Here is an 18064-nt window from a genome sequence, read left to right as displayed (position 1 = left end):
CATGACGATGTTAAGTAACCTGGCCCCGATCCCCGAATTGTTCGTGTCCTACGATTCAGCACAGAAACTGAAGGTGGAAGCCGCAGATCTGACCAGCTGGGACCTGAGCCCGCGCCAGATCTGTGATCTGGAACTGCTGATGAACGGCGGGTTCAACCCTCTCAAAGGTTTCCTAGGCGAGGCGGACTACGACAACGTCGTCGAGAACATGCGTCTGGCCGACGGCACACTGTGGCCGATGCCCATTACTCTGGACGTAGACGAGGCGTTCGCCGACAAAATCGAATTGGGCCAGGACATCGCTCTGCGTGATCAGGAAGGCGTCATTCTGGGCACCATGACAGTCACGGACCGCTGGACGCCTAACAAGGCACGCGAGGCCGAAAAAGTCTTTGGTGCAGATGACGACGCCCACCCGGCGGTGAACTACCTGCACAACGTCGCGGGCAAAGTTTATCTGGGCGGGCCTGTGGTCGGTATTCAACAGCCGGTCCATTATGACTTCCGCGCGCGCCGCGACACTCCGAACGAGCTGCGCGCCTATTTCCGCAAAGTCGGCTGGCGGCGTATCGTTGCGTTTCAGACCCGCAACCCGCTGCACCGCGCGCACCAGGAACTGACCTTCCGCGCCGCGAAAGAGGCGCAGGCCAACCTGCTGATCCATCCGGTCGTGGGCATGACCAAACCGGGCGACGTGGATCATTTCACCCGCGTGCGCTGCTATGAGGCGGTACTGGACAAATACCCGGCCTCGACCACATCGATGTCGTTGTTGAACCTGGCAATGCGCATGGCCGGCCCGCGCGAGGCCGTCTGGCACGGGCTGATCCGCGCAAATCATGGCTGCACCCACTTTATCGTCGGCCGTGACCATGCGGGCCCGGGCAAGAACAGTCAGGGCGAAGATTTCTACGGCCCCTACGATGCGCAGGATCTGTTCCGCAAGTACCAGGATGAGATCGGCGTCGAGATGGTCGATTTCAAACACATGGTCTATGTGCAGGAACGCGCGCAATACGAGCCAAACGATGAGATTCTGGACAAGGACAATGTCACTATCCTGAACATCTCGGGCACCGAGTTACGCCGTCGTCTGGCCGAAGGTCTGGAGATCCCGGAATGGTTCAGCTTTCCCGAGGTTGTCGCCGAATTGCGCAAGACCCGCCCACCGCGCAGCCAGCAGGGCTTTACTGTGTTCTTCACCGGCTTTTCGGGCTCGGGCAAATCCACTATCGCCAACGCGCTTATGGTCAAACTGATGGAGATGGGCGGCCGCCCTGTCACATTGCTGGATGGTGACATCGTTCGGAAAAATCTATCGTCAGAGCTGGGCTTTTCGAAGGAACACCGCGACCTGAACATCCGCCGCATTGGCTATGTAGCCAGCGAGATAACCAAGAACGGCGGCATCGCAATCTGCGCCCCGATCGCGCCCTATGCCACGACCCGCCGTGCGGTCCGGGAAGAGATCGAGCAATTCGGCGCCTTCTGCGAGGTTCATGTGGCCACCACCATTGAGGAATGCGAACGCCGCGACCGCAAGGGACTGTACAAGCTGGCCCGCGAAGGCAAGATCAAAGAGTTCACCGGAATCTCGGACCCTTATGATGTTCCCGCGGACCCCGAACTGAGCGTCGAGACCGAAAATGTCGAGGTCGACAACTGCGCCCATCAAGTTCTCCTGAAACTGGAAAGCATGGGTCTCATTGCAGCATCCTAACTGCTACAACGAACAAGCAAAGCGGCCAGCATTGGCCGCTTTTTTTGTTGGATTGACAAGCGCACGCTGCCTTGGTGCAAATGCAGACCCTAACCAAAACGCAATGTGCCCATGACCCGCGACCTGCCTGCAATTGCCAGTTTCTGGTTTGGTTCAGACTTGAGCTGGCTCGAGGCGTTATGCATTCAATCCTATCTGGATAACGGTCACCGGTTTATACTGTATACCGTGCATGACATCCAAGGCGTGCCTAGCGGCACCGAGATACGGCCCGCTTCTGATATCCTTTGGCCAGCGCCGTTTGATTTTCGACCGGAAGACCGGTTAGGGGTCGCAGTGTTTTCTGACATCTTTCGACTGCGGCTTATGCAGAAAACTCCGTTCATCTGGGTCGATCTGGATGCATATTGCGTCAGGCCATTCGACTTTTCTTCGGCTTACGTTTTCGGGTCGTCGCAATCAGGCACCTTTCCCAACGGCGTCCTGCGGCTGCCGGAAGGTTCAGAGACACTGGCGTTATGGATTGACTTCGTGACCTCTGCCAACCCAACACAGCCCTGGCGCGGCGGTCGGCTGCTTCGACACAATCGCAGGCGCATCCGAAACGGTGAAACCTGGGGCATTGAAACACTGCCCTGGGGCAGCTCTGGCCCCAAGGCGCTGGAGTTCTTTCTGCGCCAGACTGGCGAAGACAGCCACGCGATGCAGCCGGAAGTGTTCTATCCTTTGGACAAGGATCAGCTATGGCAACTGCACGATCCGCGCATTTCCACGGCCGAGATCGAACGGGATAAGGTGCATTCAGTCCACATCTACGGACATCAGAAAAAGTTCATGGCAGGCAAAACCGCCGGGCTGCCGGTCAGCGGATCATATCTGCAGCGGCTTTGCCTTCGACATGGGATCGACGCCTCGGCGAATCCGATCTTGCCGGTGGGGTGGCTGGCCCCGCGGCCATCGCACCACTAGGCCGCGTTTATCTGTTCGCGCAGGGTCCGCACCGCACGGCCTTCAAAGTCACCGAACTCTGCCGCCTTGCTTTGCGCAGCTTTCAGATGCGGCAGGCGTTCGGCATAGTCGTCAGCGGACAGGCTGTTGATCGCGCGCTGAATGTCGGCCTCGGATTCGCAGAGGATCATACCGGCTGTGTCCATGAAGTCCCCTATATTCGGACACCCCCAATAGATCGGGACCGTTGAGCATAAGATCGCATCTGTCAGCTTTTCCGAGAAATAGTTCTTCTCGCGAACATTCTCGATCACAACGGAATAGCGATACGGGGCCAAGCCGTCGGATTTGCGGTCAAATGGCATGTATCCCCGCCCCATGATATCAACGTCAGCACCCGTTTCCCGCACCCAGTCAATCACCGAATGGCGCAGTTGGTGCCCCTCCAGATCGCGTTTGGCTGAGGCAATGAGCGAGCAGGACTTCGTTTTCTCTACGTTGAGGTCACGCCAATCCGGCACCATCGTCACGCCGTAGGGCAGAAACACCGCATTGGGAAGGTTTCGCAACAGCACATCATGAAACGTCATCACCCGAAAGAACCGCCGCCATGTGTAGCGGAGCATCTTGTCGTGCTTGGCGTGAATTGCCGACGGTTCGCCCATCATCAGCGAAATCCGGGCGCGGGTGCCCCGGCGCAGGCGCAAATGCACGGTAGAATTGGGATACATAATCAGATGGTCGGTACGCTCAAGATCGCCAACTGTTTTGCCCATCAAGCGCTCGGGGCACCCTTCGGGCCAGATCAGATCGGACAATGGAACCGAAGCCAGTTTCGGCCCTAATCGATGCCCGTAAGGCAGGATGGCGATCGCGGGTTCGGTCATGACAGTTGCCCGGGAAAATTGACCTGACCGCGCATTAGAATATAGCCGCGACCCGCCACCTTGATACCGGTCATCGCATCGGCGGGTCCAACGCGTGTAACGGTCGCTTGGCCGGGGCGGCCCAAGTCGTGGCCCTGTTCTGCCGTAAACGTATCTTTGGGCATCAAACCATACTTCCAAAGATAAGCTGCCATCGCCCCGGTTGCGGATCCCGTGAAGGGATCCTCGGGCGGGCTGGGCGGCAGCATCAACAGACGTGAGAATGTGTCGCCCGCCTCGGTCGCACCTTCCAGCGTCACAAGGAAGGGCTCGGCCATGTCCGACCCCGAATACCTGCCTGCTTCGATCACTTTTCGCAAAGGTTCTTCAACCAACTTCGCGGCGCGCAAGGCTTCATGATCACGCAAAACGGTGACACAAAAAGGCAACCCTGTGGATACCATCTGAGGTGGGGAGATGATCGCGCTTTCCGGCAGGCTGATGGCGGCGGCAACCAGATCGGCAGGAACCATCGCACCAAATTGCGGGGCAACCTGCGTCATTTCAATCTCATCACCATTGAGTTGGATGGAAACGATCCCTGCCCCGGTGTCCAGTGTCAGTGCATCCCCCTGAAACAGCCCACGCGACCGCATCGCCGCGACAGTGGCAATGGTTGGATGCCCCGCAAAAGGGATTTCACGGCTGGCCAGAAAATAGCGCACTTGGAAGTCGGCCACGTCAGACGGCCCGGTAAAGGTACATTCGACCAAGGACGTTTCGCGCACGTATGCCGTGCAGACATCTTTGGGTAGGACGGCCCCACCATGCACCACGGCGCATCCATTACCGCCAAAGGCGCGGTCGCTGAATGCGTCCACCCAGTCAAAATCAAACCAACTCATGTTTGGTGCCTCCGCCCTGCGAACCCGTATTGGTTCGCATATCTCACCCGTGGGGCGGCGGATGTCACGGGAAAATCACACGCTGCGGGGACCGATTTAGTGCACGGCCACCGGGGAAAAGTCATGTTCGCGCGCCAGAATAAAGGCCAGCTTGCGATCTGCGACCAGGGCCAGTTGCTGACCATCCGAGTCATGCACAGCGTAGAGCTGATCCAGATCACCGGCCTGTTCGCGCACTTCGCGCGGCAGGTCAGCAACATCGACGGCTTTTACATAGACGATCCGGTCGCCTTCGGTGTTGATTTCAATCGGTGTATTCATTGCTCTTACCCCTTCCGTATATTGATTGTCTGAACCACGGTTTCAGGCACGGCGCGGGTCAGATCCACATGCAGCAGACCGTTTTCCATGATCGCTTCGCCTACCTCGACACCGTCCGCCAGCACAAACATGCGCTGGAACTGACGCGCCGCGATGCCGCGATGCAGAAAGATGCGCCCCTCGCTATCGTCGCGTTGACGGCCCCGGATCACCAGTTGGCGATCCTCGATGGTAATCGACAGGTCCTGTTCCGCAAAGCCGGCCACAGCCAGGGTGATGCGATAGGAAAAATCCGAGGTCTGCTCGATGTTATAGGGCGGGTATCCTTCGTTTCCGGCCTTTGCAGACCGTTCTAGAAGGCGTTCCAATTGCTCGAACCCCAAAAGATGCGGGTATGAGCCAAGAGTAAGTTTCGACACGTATTTTCGTCCTTTATTGCCAAAGCGACGTGTGGTGCGGTCCCGTTTTGGCAACCGCGTATGATAGAATATGGGAATATGCAGGGATGTCCACAAGGTCTGGCCGGATAAACCCTGACACACTATCTTGTGTGGAAAGCACCACAACAACAACCGAGTCGTCCATGAACGCGCCCACTGACATTTCAATGAAAACAGATGAAGTTCTTCGGGTCGAGCTGGAGGTATTTCGCCGCCAGCACCGCGATCTGGACGAAGCGATCGAGGCGCTGCAAGCCACGGGGACGTCGGATCAGTTGACGATCAAGCGGCTGAAAAAGCAGAAACTGCGCCTTAAGGACATCATTCGCCTGATCGAGGATCGTCTGACCCCGGATATCATCGCCTGAAGGCCCTGTACCGCATTGCCAGATAGGCCGATTTGGCTATAGTGCGCGCTCTTTCGACAGGCAAGGGCGACAAGCGGATGAGCGATGTGAAAGTGGGGATCATCATGGGCAGCCAGTCGGACTGGCCCACGATGAAAGAAGCCGCAGATATTCTGGATGAACTGGGCATTGCGTATGAAAAACGCATCGTTTCGGCCCACCGCACCCCTGATCGCCTCTGGGACTATGGCAAAACCGCCGTTCAGCGCGGCCTGGATGTGATTATCGCCGGTGCGGGCGGTGCTGCGCATCTGCCTGGGATGATGGCCTCAAAAACCCGCGTGCCGGTGATCGGCGTGCCTGTGCAGACGCGGGCCCTGTCCGGCGTCGATTCGCTGTATTCCATTGTGCAGATGCCCAAAGGCTTTCCGGTGGCGACGATGGCTATCGGCTCGGCCGGTGGGGCCAATGCCGGGTTGATGGCGGCCGGTATCCTTGCTCTGCAAGACCCAGCGCTGGCTGATCGCCTGGATGCCTGGCGCGCGGCCCTTTCGGCCTCGATCCCCGAGGAACCGCAGGGATGAGCCGTATCGGCTTCATCGGAACCGGACATATTGCAGCCCCCATTGCGCGTTTTCTTGCGGCAAAAGGGCACGAGATCGCTGTGACAGAGCGCAACGCCACAGTCTCGGCCGAACTGAAAGCTGAACTGGATGTCGTGGTCGCGAACCCACAAGCGGTTCTTGACGCATCAGATATCGTTTTTCTTTGCCTGCGCCCCCAAATCGCCCCGGAAGTATTGGAACAGCTAAACTTTCGCTCGGATCAGCAGATCGTGTCAGTGATGGCGGCTGTATCGGTGGATCAGCTTGCTGCGTTATGCGCCCCCGCAACTGACTTTGTGCAAACGATCCCATTGGGTTTTCTTCAGCAAGGTGGATGCCCGCTTGCAGCGTTCGGAAACGACGCCTTGCTGGCTGAATTGTTCGAGCCCGAAAACCCGGTCGTCAAGGTATCCAACGAGGCCGCGCTGAATGCACATTTTGCCGTCTGCGCCATGGTCCCGGGCATTCTGGACGTGTTGGCAACGGGTGCCGAGTGGCTGGCCGAGCAAACGGGCGACGCGGATGCCTCAGAGTTTTATACGACACAGCTGCTATCCGGGTTTCTGCACACAATGCAAACCGGGCAAGCCGGGCGTTTGGCCGAAGAACGGGACGGGCTGGCAACTGATGGAACACTCAGCCTGCAAATGACGCAGGCCTTGCATGCGGGCAACGCACATGATGCGCTGCGCTCGGCCCTGCAGGCGATTGGAAAAAGGTTGGAGACTGATTGATGACGGACATGCTTGCTCCGGGGGCGCGGATTGGAATTCTGGGCGGTGGCCAATTAGGCCGGATGTTGTCCGTCGCGGCGGCCCGGTTGGGCTTTGTAACCCACATCTTTGAGCCGGGAGCCAACCCACCCGCCGGTCAGGTGGCGGATCATGTGACGACTGCAGCTTATGATGACGCTGCGGCACTGAAGGCCTTTGCCGAGTCCGTCGATGTCATCACCTATGAATTCGAAAATATCCCGACCGAAGCGCTGGACCTGTTGGAAGCACATTGCCCTATCCATCCGGGGCGCGAGGCGCTGCGTGTCAGTCAAGATCGACTGACCGAAAAGACTTTCCTTGCCGAGTTGGGTTTGAAGACAGCGCCGTTCGCCGACATCACCAATCTGGACAGCCTAAAGGCAGCGATTGACCAGATTGGCACGCCAGCCATCCTGAAAACACGTCGTTTCGGCTATGACGGCAAGGGACAGGCGCGGTTGCGCGGCCCCGAGGATGCCGAGGCCGCACTGGCCGATATGGCAGGCGCGCCAGCAATCCTCGAAGGGTTCGTAAATTTCAACTACGAGGTATCGGTCATCGCCGCCCGCAGCATCGACGGTCAAGTGTCCTGTTTCGACCCCGGTGAAAACGTGCACCGCGATGGCATCTTGCACACCACCACGGTACCCGCCCGCCTTGCCCCGGCGCAACGAACCGATGCTGTTCTTCTGGCCGCCAATATCTTGAACGCGCTGGATTACGTCGGTGTCATGGGTGTCGAACTGTTCGTCACGTCAGAAGGGTTGATCGTGAATGAGGTTGCGCCTCGGGTGCACAACTCGGGTCACTGGACACAGAACGGCTGCGCGGTGGATCAGTTCGAACAGCATATCCGCGCTGTGGCGGGATGGCCCCTGGGTGATGGTCAACGCCATTCGGACGTGGTCATGGAGAACTTGATCGGTGATGATATGGACCGTGTGCCGGAATTGGCACGGGAACGCGACGTGGCGCTTCATCTCTATGGCAAGGCTGAGGTCAAACCGGGCCGCAAGATGGCGCATTTCAACCGCATCACGCGGTGACTCAGCCCACGAACCGTGCGGCGATATCGCCGGACATGAAACTAACCCGCCCACCAGCCAGCGTGGCGGCGACGCGGTGGGACCGAGCATCAAGGATCACCATGTCTGCGCGCTGACCAGGGGCAAGTGTGCCCCGGTCCTGCAACCCAAGAACTCGCGCCGGCCCTGATGACACCAGCGCCCACGCCATTGCCAAATCCAGCAGGCCAGATTTGGCAAGCATCAGCGCAGCGCGCCGCGGGCTGGGATAGTGATAGTCCGATGCCAAGGCATCACACAGCCCCATCGTGATCAGATCCAACGCACTGACGTTGCCCTTGTGCGATCCGCCACGCACCACGTTGGGCGATCCGAGAATTACGTGATCCCCAGCAGCCCGTGCAGCCTCGGCTGCCTCTAGCGTTTCTGGGAATTCCGCGATCTGCGCCCCCCGCGCCCGCCAATCGGCGCGGGTTTGGGCGGTTGCGTCGTCATGACTGCCCATACGGACACCCTGCTCGGCCAGCGCCGTACAGAGCGTGTCCAAGGCAGCGGGCACATCATCCCGGCGGGCATGCATGGACAGCAGCATCTCAAAATGTGCGTCCGGATTGCGCCCTGCCTTAAGCGCCTGCCCCGTCAAACGTGGCGGCTTGCGCCCCTCGGCCAACCGGTCATGCGGCAAGTGGTCGTTGAACACGACATAGGGCACCTGCCAATCGGTGATGCGTTCAGGCAGGCTGGGGTATTCCGCCAGCATGTGTGTTTCGAACCGTAGCTGAGGCAGCAGATCGGTCACGACGCGATCTTTGACCGACGCAATAGCATCAAAAACTTGGCCAGCGAATTCAGGGCCGCGTACGCCGCCCTCCCAACTCAGGAACTGGGCCAGGACCGCCGTCGTGATCCCGTTGGCGGCCAGTTCAGCTTCGACCGACAAAATACCCTCGCCCATCTGCTTCATCGCCCCGCGGCGCGGTGCGATATGACGCTCAAACCCATCACCGTGCAGATCGATAATACCGGGCATCACAAGATATCCCGATAGATCGATTGTTCTGCCTGCGCGGTCCTCTTGCACGATCCCCTCGGCAATGGGCAGGTCTGCACGAGTCATCCCTTGGTCCGGCAACAAGACCTCTGCGCCGGTTAAAGTCAGAGAAAGTGCAGTCATTGGGAGGGCTCCGACGCGGGTTCCGAACAATCCTGCCCGATGCAGATTTCGTCGATGATTTCCATCACCCCGTCCAACCAAGTAATCTGTGGGTCAAACTGCCCAAACTCTATGAAATGCAACGCCTGCGCCATTACGCGCGGGTTGTTCATCATGAATGTGTGTGTCACCGGCAAAACGATATGGTCCGCCATCCCTTCGACCTTGGTGGTCTCAACCGAGACCTTGCCGTCATCCGAACCGTCAATCATCGACGAAAACAGCGGGTTCAGCGAATTCTCACCGGCGATGACACCCAGTTCGAAATCCGCTGGCGGCAGTTGCCTTGGGATACCTTCGGGGCCTGTGCCCAGCGCCAGGCCAGCTGGGCCATTCAGCATCCCAAACACCTCATACGCGCTAAGTTCGTCCACCAGCTGACTTCCTTGATTGGGCGGCCCGAGCATGACTACGCGGCCCAGATTCTCCGGATGGTTATCCTGCAGCCAATAGCGCAACAGGATACCACCCATCGAATGCGCAACCACATTGACTTTATCGTCACCGCATTCAGCAAACGCGTCCGGCAGTGTCTGTGCAGCCAATTCGGGAATAGGTAGGTCAGTGGACGGATATCCCGGGCGCACGACGGTATAACCATGCGTCTTGAACAGCTGCTCCATCACGGTAAAGGACGCTTCGGTCCGTGCCAGCCCATGCAGCAGGACCACGCATTTTGCCTGCACAATGGCAGGCACAAAGAACAGAAAGAGTGCAAGCAAACAACGCATAGCCGCCAGATAAGGCCTAACGTCCACCGAATAAACCCCTACCGCGGCGTCCTGCGCAGAACGGCCAGTGCAATTCCGCCCAATACCAGACCCGCCCCCAGGATCAGGCGCAGACTGGCGGCCTCGCCCAGCAGGAGGACACCGCCAACAATGGCTATGATCGGAACGCTGAGTTGCACGACGGCCGCCGTTGTGGGCGTCAATTCCCGCAAAACCTGATACCAAAGCGCATACCCCATCCCCGAAGTAACCGCGCCGGCCAACGCGGCCAGCAAGTATCCGTTAGCGGTCATGTGCCAGGCCCCTCCTGTCGCCAACAAAGCCAGCGTTGTCACGGGCAATGCCACGACAAAATTGGCCGCAGTGCCGGATAAGGCATCCGGTTCGGACTTGCCAACCAACGAATAGATCGCCCAGCCGATCCCGGCGGCGATCATCAGGACAGCCCCGATCGGGTTGACCTGTATCGATCCGGACGGCCACAGCACGTAGACCAACCCCAGCAACGCGATTGCGGCGCCCGCGATCTGCCGACCAGTGGGCAGCGTGCCTTTCACTGATGTCACAGTGAACATCGTCACCTGCACCACCCCAAACAGGATCAGCGCGCCAAGACCCGCGTCCAGCGTCAGATAGGCGACCGAGAATCCGATCATATACAGGGACAACGACCCCGCCCCGGCAATCCTGTGTCGGTCAAACAGGGGCAAGTGGCCAGCCCTTAGAAGAACCAACCCGGCCAGCACCACTGCACCAGCTAAGACCCGCACCACGGCAAAGGCAGCAGGATCGCTGGCGCCACTATCAATCGCCAGACGATTAAGTATTGAGTTGGACGCAAAGGCGCACATCGTCAGGCACGTGAGTAGGAACAGTTTCATATCAACCGCATAACCGGTTTCGGCGCGTTTTGCACACTCACATCCCCGCGGGTGGTCCGTAAAACGAAACGGGGCCACCCGAAGGCGACCCCGTCCCTATATTTTAAGGCTTCCCCTTCGGCAGCTTGGCCTTACAGCCAAGCGCCTGTCGGGACCGTCAGAATTCGCCGAGGCGAATTCGACGTCTTACATCATGCCGCCCATGCCGCCCATGTCGGGCATGCCGCCGCCAGCAGGCGCGCCGTCTTTGGCAGGCTTGTCAGCAACCATTGCTTCGGTGGTGACCAGCAGGCCAGCAACCGATGCTGCATCTTCCAGCGCAGTGCGGACAACTTTGGCCGGATCGATAACGCCGAACGAGAACATGTCGCCATACTCTTCGGTCTGAGCGTTGAAACCAAAGGCCGCTTCCGAAGATTCGCGAACTTTGCCTGCAACAACTGCGCCGTCGACGCCCGCGTTCTCAGCAATCTGGCGCAGCGGCGCTTCGATGGCTTTACGCACGATATTGATGCCTGCGTCCTGATCAGCGTTTGCGCCTTTCAGAGTGTCCAGTGCTTTACCGGCCTGAACCAGCGAAACGCCACCGCCCACAACAACGCCTTCCTGAACGGCTGCGCGCGTTGCGTTCAGAGCATCGTCAACACGATCCTTACGCTCTTTCACTTCAACTTCGGTCATGCCACCTACGCGGATAACAGCAACACCGCCTGCCAGTTTGGCAACGCGCTCTTGCAGCTTCTCACGGTCGTAGTCCGACGAGGTTTCTTCGATCTGAGTGCGGATCTGAGCAACACGTGCTTCGATCTCGGCTTTCTCGCCAGCACCGTCGACGATGGTGGTTTCGTCTTTGGTGATTTCGATTTTCTTGGCAGTGCCCAGCATGTCCATAGTGACGGACTCGAGCTTCATGCCCAGATCTTCGCTGATGACCTGACCGCCGGTCAGGATTGCGATGTCCTGCAGCATGGCCTTGCGGCGATCGCCGAAGCCCGGTGCTTTGACAGCAGCAATTTTCAGGCCGCCGCGCAGTTTGTTGACAACCAGAGTTGCCAGCGCTTCGCCTTCAACATCCTCAGCAATGATCAGCAGAGGCTTTTGCGACTGGATCACTTGCTCCAGCAACGGAACCATCGGCTGCAGCGAGGACAGTTTCTTTTCGTGCAGCAGGATCATGCAATCATCGAGATCTGCGATCATCTTGTCAGCATTGGTGACGAAGTAAGGCGACAGGTAGCCACGGTCGAACTGCATACCTTCGACAACATCGGTCTCGGTTTCCAGACCTTTGTTTTCTTCGACAGTGATAACGCCTTCGTTGCCAACCTTCTGCATCGCGTCTGCAATTTGCTGACCGATTTCGGCTTCGCCGTTGGCCGAGATGGTGCCAACCTGAGCGACTTCTGCCGAGTCTTTGACTTCACGCGCCATCTCTTTGATGCCTTCAACGACTTTGGCAGTTGCCAGGTCGATGCCGCGCTTCAGGTCCATCGGGTTCAGACCAGCAGCAACCTGCTTCAGACCTTCTTTGACGATCGACTGAGCCAGGACAGTTGCAGTGGTGGTGCCGTCGCCAGCTTCATCATTGGTGCGGCTGGCGACTTCTTTCACCATCTGCGCGCCCATGTTTTCGAACTTGTCTTCCAGTTCGATTTCCTTGGCAACCGATACACCGTCTTTGGTGATGCGCGGTGCGCCGAAGGATTTGTCCAGCACCACGTTGCGGCCTTTGGGGCCCAGGGTTACTTTGACAGCATCGGCCAGGATGTTCACACCTGACAGCATGCGGTTGCGGGCATCGGTGTCGAACTTGACGTCCTTAGCAGCCATGTTGTTTCTCCTTGAGAAAAATGTTGGAAATGAAGATCAGAGAAGCGTGGGCGCTTACTCGATGATCCCCATGATGTCGCTTTCTTTCATCATCAGCAGCTCTTCGCCGTTGACCTGAACCTCGGTGCCCGACCACTTGCCGAACAGGATCTTGTCGCCAGCTTTTACAGCCATTGCGATCAGTTCGCCGCTGTCCTTGCGCGCGCCTTCACCGGTCGAAACGACTTCGCCTTCGCTGGGTTTTTCTTTTGCGCTTTCGGGAATGATCAACCCGCCTGCGGTTTTCTCATCGCTTTCGGTACGACGAACCAGCACACGGTCATGAAGCGGTTTCAATGCCATCTTTGCAGCTCCTTGGGCTCAAAGTTTATCTATCCTCCCCCCGCCTTTCAGCGAGGCGTTAGCACTCGGTAGTAGAGAGTGATAACGACGCATAGCTAGGGGGTCGAAATGACCGAGTCAACAAGTTGCCTGAATATTTTTCGCACGCAGAGCCCCAGAACGCCCGGTTTACACAGCGCCCTAGCCAACTAAGGTGATGGCAACCACATTTGACCAAGGCAGATTCGATGCGTGGGCTCCGGAAAATCACAACTACCCTGTTGTTTTTAATTACTATTACTGTTGGTTTAGCCACATCAGCACAGGCGCAGCCCCTTACCGAAACGGTTCAGAGCTGGGAGCGCCGCCTTGATGCCCGGATCGGGCTGCTCCTATATGATCCCAGCAACGAATGGGAAGTTTCATACCGCGCCGATGAGCTGTTTCCGATGTCCAGCACGTTCAAATCGCTCTTGTGCGGCGCCGTGCTGGCAGAGGTGGATGCAGGTAGGGAAAGCCTGTCAGATCACGTCACGTACCAGACGACGGACCTGGTAGAATACTCCCCTGTCACCAGCAAACATGTTGAGACCGGTATGACTGTCGGAGCGTTATGCGAAGCAACGATGACGATCAGCGACAATGCTGCGGCCAATTTGCTGTTGCGCCGCTTGGATGGGCCTGCCGGACTGACCGAGTTTCTTCGGACAAATGGCGACGACATCACCCGCCTTGATCGATGGGAGACGGCCCTGAACGAAGCCACTCCAGGCGATCCGCGCGACACTACAACGCCTCGGACAATACTGGCGACGCTGGACCGGTTGCTATTTAGCCAGGCGCTCTCACCCGCATCCTCTGCTCAACTCAGGCAATGGATGATAGACGATCAAGTGGCCGACGGTCTTATCCGCGCGCACGTGCCTGACGGGTGGACGATCGGGGACAAGACCGGTGCCGGAGGCCACGGCAGCCGAGCGATCGTTGCCTTTTTGCAGACCCCCGAGCCCCGCACCTATCTGGCCGCCATCTATCTGACCGAAAGCGATGCGCCATTTCCTGAACGCAATGCCGTCCTTTCAGATATTGGCCGCGCCATGATTTCCGAAATCGCCGCACGGCCTGACTAGTTCGCATCTTCCCAGCTATACGCCCAGTGCTTCAACCCTTCGGCCCCCGTAGCCGACAGCGCATAGACCCCTTTCTCGACCTTGTCGAACCACCCGTAGTGATTGTCCCGCATCAGGCGCGTGGCCTGGGCGACGCCGGTGGATTGGGCAACTTCCGCCCCCTTTGTCGCGCCGCATTCGGCCAGATGGGCTGCACATTTCAGCGCGTCCTGACGATAGGCCGTCACGATCCCGTGCCGGGTGGCCCCACCTGCGTTGGGGTCACCTTCAAGCCGGTCAAATTCACGCAAAAGACGAGCCGCTTTTGCTTTGTTTTTTCGCGGTGCATACGGGCCAGGGTCACATTGCACCTCGACCGCGCCGTCAGCACGTACAGTGATCAGACCGAGACCAAGTCTGCGGCACAGCGCCAAATTGTCCTTTAACGCACGCCGCGCCGTTCGCCCCTTGGGTTTGCACACGCCGACATAGACCTGGTCAGTCACCCTTAACCGCGTGATCGCCTGATGAAACAGCGCCAATGAGAACCGCAGCTTCAGCTCAACAATCACCGGCTCATCGCCATCCCGAACAGCGACGATATCGGCAGCACCGACTTCGCCTTTGACGGTGTAGCCCTGACGCTCGAACAGCGCCTTGATCGGCGGGTATAGATCCTGCTCGCGGTCCATTCCGCCATGCTATGCAAATTTGCCGCGAACGCCAGCCATCACCTGCATCTGGCTTGAATACAATGCTGCGCAAAGGCAATGTCGCTGTCACACTGAAGATTCCGAGATGATCCTTATGCGCTTGTTTGCACCTCTGCTTTTCCTATTCCTGCCCGCCGCCGTACAGGCCGCATGCGAAGGGAATGATCTGAGGCCGGGACTGAACCCTGCGGTAAAGTCCGAACTGCAACAGGCAGTGGCCGATATCCCGTTTCCCGAAGGTAATCACTGGATCGCGTCCAAGGGCGACACGATCCTGCACCTTGTTGGAACGTTGCATGCCAATGACCCACGCATGGACGCAGTGGTCGAACGGCTAACGCCGGCTCTCAGCAATGCGGACGCGTATTATTTCGAGGTAACGCAGGAAGAAATGGACGCGTTCGAACAAGACCTGGCCAAGGACATGAGCCCGGTGATGATCACCTCGGGACCCAGCCTGATTGACCTGATGTCCGAGGAGGACTGGTCTGCCCTGTCTGACGGGTTATCCGAACGCGGTATCCCTGGTTGGATGGCAGCCAAAATGCGGCCGTGGTTTCTAAGCATGATGCTGGGCATCCCCCCGTGCATGATGCAGGACCCCACTGCAAACCACGGGATGGACGCCCGTCTGGATCAGCTGGCTGACGAATTGGGCATCCCCAAACGCTCGCTTGAACAGATTTCCGATCTTATGAGTATGTTCGACAGCCACCCCATCGAAAAGCAGGTCCAGTCCCTTGTGCGGATGGCCGGTGCCATGGGCGGCAGCGAGGATCAACTGGCGACGATGGCCAACGCCTACCTGGAAGAGAAACATGTCGAAATCATCCAACTCGCCCGCCTGCAGGGCTTGGAAGACTCGGGCCTGTCGCCCGAAGTATTCGACGAGGAATGGAATGATTTCGAGCAAACACTCCTGGTCGAGCGCAACAGCAACTGGATGCAGAAAATTCTAAACATTCAGGACCAAACTGTCGTGATCGCGGTCGGTGCCGGGCATCTTGGGGGCGACTACGGGCTGCTGAACCAATTGCAACAGACTGGGTACACCCTGACCCGCGCCCCGTTCTGACCCCACCTCGATTTCAGACCAACCGTCGCAGCGTAAACACTGTTGGGTGACAACCCCGGCGGACCGCCCTATAAGGCGCGCAAAATGATCACCCTCAGGACGCTGACATGACAACGCTCGTATTTGGACATAAATCCCCCGACACCGACTCCACAGGCTCACCTATCCTGTGGTCATGGTACCTGAACGAAATCAAAGGCGAACAGGCTGAGCCGGTTTTGCTGGGCGAACCCAACACCGAAGCGGCATTCCTGCTGCAGCGCTGGGACCTGCCAAAGCCGCGCATCATCGAGGACGTGGCCGAGGGCGCACCGGTAGTCATCGTGGACACCAACAACCCGGCCGAGCTGCCAGCTAGCGTAAACAGCGCCGACATCCGCGCAATCATCGACCACCACAAGCTGGTTGGTGGCCTGGAAACCAAAGGCCCGATCGACATCACCGTGCGCCCGCTGGCCTGCACGGCGACCATCATGATGGACCTGATCGGTGACGACGCCGCCAAGATGCCCGACGCCATCAAAGCCGCCGCACTGACCTGCATCCTGTCGGATACGCTGGAATTCCGCTCACCCACCACCACCGCACATGACCGTGCAGTGGCCGAGAAGCTGGCTGCCGAGCTGGGTCTGGACGTCGCGACCTATGCCGCGGAAATGTTCGCGGCCAAATCGGATGTGTCGTCTTTCTCGGACGCCGAACTGATCCGCATGGACAGCAAGGAATATGAGGTCGACGGTACCAAGTTCCGCGTTTCGGTTCTGGAAACCACCGCACCGGGCGTTGTGCTAGACCGCAAGGCAAGCCTAGCGGGTTCGATGGCTGACGTGGCCAAGGAAGACGGCGTTGATCAGGTTCTGCTGTTCGTGGTCGATATCCTGAACGAAGAGGCCACCCTGCTGGTGCCGAACGATCTAGTCAAAGGCGTCGCGGAAAAGAGCTTTGGCGCAAGCGTGGACGGCGATGCCGTAGTCCTGCCCGGCATCATGAGCCGCAAAAAACAGATCATCCCGAACCTCAAGGTTTGACGCTGACAAACATCCCAACCGAAAGGCGCCCCACCCGGGCGCCTTTTTTCTTTGCTACTAATGTTTTGCGCGAACGGCATCCGTTGGTAGTCTGCCATCAATAGCCAGACAGCGAATTGGGTCAGACGACGTTCATGAGTTCCCGCAAGTTCAGCACCACACGCGACATCCTGAGATTTGAAGGCAAGGACAAATCTGCCTATTGGCGGCGGTTTGCCATGCTTCTGACGTTATCCGTGGTGATCGCCACGATGGGCATGCTGCGAGATTCCAGTGCGGTCGTCATTGCCGCAATGCTTGTTGCGCCATTGATGACGCCGATCCTTGGGGTTGCGGCGGCGATGGTGATGGGATGGCTGGGTCGCGCGTTCAAACTGGCTTTGATTGTCTGCGGCGCCGCGGTAATCAGCGTCTTGCTGGCGTGGCTTCTTGTCTATGTCGCAGACGTCCCGCGCGGCATTCTGATCCCCGATCAGATTCTCGCCAGAACGGATCCGGGCACCGAGGATCTGATCGTTGCCCTCGCCGCCGGAGTGGCCGCAGCTTACGTTCAAATCAACCGGTCCGAGGCCAGCCTGCTTCCCGGTGCAGCCATCGGGGTGTCCTTGGTGCCACCTCTGTCTGCTTCGGGTGTGTTGCTGTATTTCGACGAGCCCGCCGAGGCCTATGAGGCCGGTCTTCTTTTTGCCACCAACCTTGGAGCGATCATTCTGTCGGCCTGCGCGATTTACATCGTATATGCAGCGCGGGCGGTGGTGTTTAGCAAGGGTCGGCGCAAGCTGAACTTCACCGCAAGCGTGGTGGTGACACTGGCATTCCTAGCCTTCGTTGTCCTTCAACTGGGAAAGTCGACCTACAACCGTTACCTCGAAACCCGGACAGAGGCGCAGTTGGCGCAAACGATCCGGGACTGGGCCGATCCGGTGTCGGTCGAGATCATCCGCGTGGACGTGAATGCCAAACGTAAACAAGCCGATATTTGGCTGATCGTGGACCTTCCGATTGAAGCCGCTTACAAAGTATCCTCGATCGCCGGTTTGCTACCCGAGACTCTGCGCGACACGCCTTTGGTCGACGTACTTCAGAAAGAACTGGGGCCGGGTTATCTGGTCGTAGTGCGTTTCCAGAACAGGATCGGAGCACAGATCATATTGGGCACCGAAAACGTCCAACAAGCACCCGATGTCGAAGAAATCGTCGAATGACGCGATCAGACACACCGTGTTCGACC

Annotated in this window: 20 protein-coding genes; 10 read left to right on the top strand and 10 right to left on the bottom strand. The window is 58.3% G+C overall.

Annotated features, from left to right (window positions below):
* Position 1: 1 nt before the first annotated feature.
* Complete coding sequence (locus tag AC2FID_RS05845; RefSeq protein ID WP_496696156.1) at positions 2-1720, top strand: bifunctional sulfate adenylyltransferase/adenylylsulfate kinase; 1719 nt, start codon at positions 2-4, stop codon at positions 1718-1720.
* Between the two features lie 111 nt (positions 1721-1831).
* On the top strand, positions 1832-2689 hold the full coding sequence (locus AC2FID_RS05840) for a hypothetical protein (RefSeq protein WP_496835874.1): 858 nt from the start codon (positions 1832-1834) through the stop codon (positions 2687-2689).
* Here AC2FID_RS05840 and AC2FID_RS05835 read toward each other — a convergent pair.
* The 4 genes from AC2FID_RS05835 to AC2FID_RS05820 all read right to left on the bottom strand — a co-directional run bounded on the left by AC2FID_RS05835 (position 2686) and on the right by AC2FID_RS05820 (position 5179).
* A complete protein-coding gene (locus tag AC2FID_RS05835) occupies positions 2686-3555 on the bottom strand; it encodes a hypothetical protein (protein WP_496835872.1) in 870 nt (289 codons plus the stop codon). The genes AC2FID_RS05840 and AC2FID_RS05835 overlap by 4 nt on opposite strands.
* A complete protein-coding gene (locus tag AC2FID_RS05830; RefSeq protein ID WP_496835871.1) occupies positions 3552-4439 on the bottom strand; it encodes a PhzF family phenazine biosynthesis protein in 888 nt (295 codons plus the stop codon). The genes AC2FID_RS05835 and AC2FID_RS05830 overlap by 4 nt, the downstream gene beginning before the upstream one ends.
* A gap of 96 nt (positions 4440-4535) precedes the next feature.
* Positions 4536-4760: a DUF1150 family protein gene (locus AC2FID_RS05825; protein ID WP_058275531.1), complete on the bottom strand. Its 225-nt coding sequence runs from the start codon at positions 4758-4760 to the stop codon at positions 4536-4538.
* Positions 4761-4765: 5 nt separating this feature from the next.
* A complete protein-coding gene (locus tag AC2FID_RS05820; protein ID WP_058280036.1) occupies positions 4766-5179 on the bottom strand; it encodes an Hsp20 family protein in 414 nt (137 codons plus the stop codon).
* A gap of 164 nt (positions 5180-5343) precedes the next feature.
* Here AC2FID_RS05820 and AC2FID_RS05815 point away from each other — a divergent pair, with 164 nt between their 5' ends.
* The 4 genes from AC2FID_RS05815 to AC2FID_RS05800 all read left to right on the top strand — a co-directional run bounded on the left by AC2FID_RS05815 (position 5344) and on the right by AC2FID_RS05800 (position 7953).
* Positions 5344-5568, top strand: coding sequence for a YdcH family protein (locus AC2FID_RS05815; RefSeq protein WP_058275529.1), 225 nt, complete (start codon positions 5344-5346; stop codon positions 5566-5568).
* Between the two features lie 77 nt (positions 5569-5645).
* A complete protein-coding gene (gene purE / locus AC2FID_RS05810; RefSeq protein WP_058276051.1) occupies positions 5646-6131 on the top strand; it encodes a 5-(carboxyamino)imidazole ribonucleotide mutase in 486 nt (161 codons plus the stop codon).
* On the top strand, positions 6128-6886 hold the full coding sequence (locus tag AC2FID_RS05805) for an NAD(P)-binding domain-containing protein (RefSeq protein ID WP_496835869.1): 759 nt from the start codon (positions 6128-6130) through the stop codon (positions 6884-6886). Before purE ends, AC2FID_RS05805 begins: the two co-directional genes overlap by 4 nt.
* Positions 6886-7953 carry a 5-(carboxyamino)imidazole ribonucleotide synthase gene (locus AC2FID_RS05800; protein WP_496835867.1) on the top strand — a complete coding sequence of 356 codons (1068 nt, stop codon included), beginning with the start codon at positions 6886-6888 and terminating at the stop codon, positions 7951-7953. The genes AC2FID_RS05805 and AC2FID_RS05800 overlap by 1 nt, the downstream gene beginning before the upstream one ends.
* A 1-nt stretch (position 7954) precedes the next feature.
* On the opposite strand, the gene AC2FID_RS05795 is transcribed toward AC2FID_RS05800, so the two are convergent.
* The 5 genes from AC2FID_RS05795 to AC2FID_RS05775 form a co-directional block, all read right to left on the bottom strand.
* Entirely contained in the window at positions 7955-9106 is a 1152-nt protein-coding gene (locus AC2FID_RS05795) for an alpha-D-ribose 1-methylphosphonate 5-triphosphate diphosphatase (RefSeq protein WP_058275526.1), read from the bottom strand.
* A complete protein-coding gene (locus AC2FID_RS05790; RefSeq protein ID WP_496755257.1) occupies positions 9103-9876 on the bottom strand; it encodes an alpha/beta fold hydrolase in 774 nt (257 codons plus the stop codon). Before AC2FID_RS05790 ends, AC2FID_RS05795 begins: the two co-directional genes overlap by 4 nt.
* Before the next feature lie 38 nt (positions 9877-9914).
* On the bottom strand, positions 9915-10757 hold the full coding sequence (locus AC2FID_RS05785; protein ID WP_496835865.1) for a DMT family transporter: 843 nt from the start codon (positions 10755-10757) through the stop codon (positions 9915-9917).
* A 186-nt stretch (positions 10758-10943) separates the two neighbouring features.
* Complete coding sequence (gene groL, locus AC2FID_RS05780) at positions 10944-12587, bottom strand: chaperonin GroEL (RefSeq protein ID WP_058275524.1); 1644 nt, start codon at positions 12585-12587, stop codon at positions 10944-10946.
* Between the two features lie 54 nt (positions 12588-12641).
* Complete coding sequence (locus tag AC2FID_RS05775; RefSeq protein ID WP_058275523.1) at positions 12642-12929, bottom strand: co-chaperone GroES; 288 nt, start codon at positions 12927-12929, stop codon at positions 12642-12644.
* Positions 12930-13156: 227 nt separating this feature from the next.
* Here AC2FID_RS05775 and bla point away from each other — a divergent pair, with 227 nt between their 5' ends.
* A complete protein-coding gene (bla, locus tag AC2FID_RS05770) occupies positions 13157-14038 on the top strand; it encodes a class A beta-lactamase (protein ID WP_496835863.1) in 882 nt (293 codons plus the stop codon).
* On the opposite strand, the gene AC2FID_RS05765 is transcribed toward bla, so the two are convergent.
* A complete protein-coding gene (locus AC2FID_RS05765; protein ID WP_496755261.1) occupies positions 14035-14709 on the bottom strand; it encodes a DUF2161 domain-containing phosphodiesterase in 675 nt (224 codons plus the stop codon). The genes bla and AC2FID_RS05765 overlap by 4 nt on opposite strands.
* A gap of 106 nt (positions 14710-14815) precedes the next feature.
* Between AC2FID_RS05765 and AC2FID_RS05760 the strand changes: the two genes are divergently transcribed.
* The 3 genes from AC2FID_RS05760 to AC2FID_RS05750 all read left to right on the top strand — a co-directional run bounded on the left by AC2FID_RS05760 (position 14816) and on the right by AC2FID_RS05750 (position 18038).
* Positions 14816-15805 carry a TraB/GumN family protein gene (locus AC2FID_RS05760; protein ID WP_496835861.1) on the top strand — a complete coding sequence of 330 codons (990 nt, stop codon included), beginning with the start codon at positions 14816-14818 and terminating at the stop codon, positions 15803-15805.
* A gap of 107 nt (positions 15806-15912) precedes the next feature.
* Complete coding sequence (locus tag AC2FID_RS05755) at positions 15913-16833, top strand: manganese-dependent inorganic pyrophosphatase (RefSeq protein WP_472723122.1); 921 nt, start codon at positions 15913-15915, stop codon at positions 16831-16833.
* A 134-nt stretch (positions 16834-16967) separates the two neighbouring features.
* Positions 16968-18038 (top strand): DUF389 domain-containing protein, encoded by a 1071-nt coding sequence (locus AC2FID_RS05750; protein WP_496835859.1) that lies wholly within the window; start codon positions 16968-16970, stop codon positions 18036-18038.
* Positions 18039-18064: the final 26 nt, after the last annotated feature.

This window comes from Ruegeria sp. CDSC068, assembly GCF_059610545.1.
The sequence above is the reverse complement of the archived record's forward strand: the minus strand, read 5'-3'. Positions and strand labels throughout refer to the sequence as shown.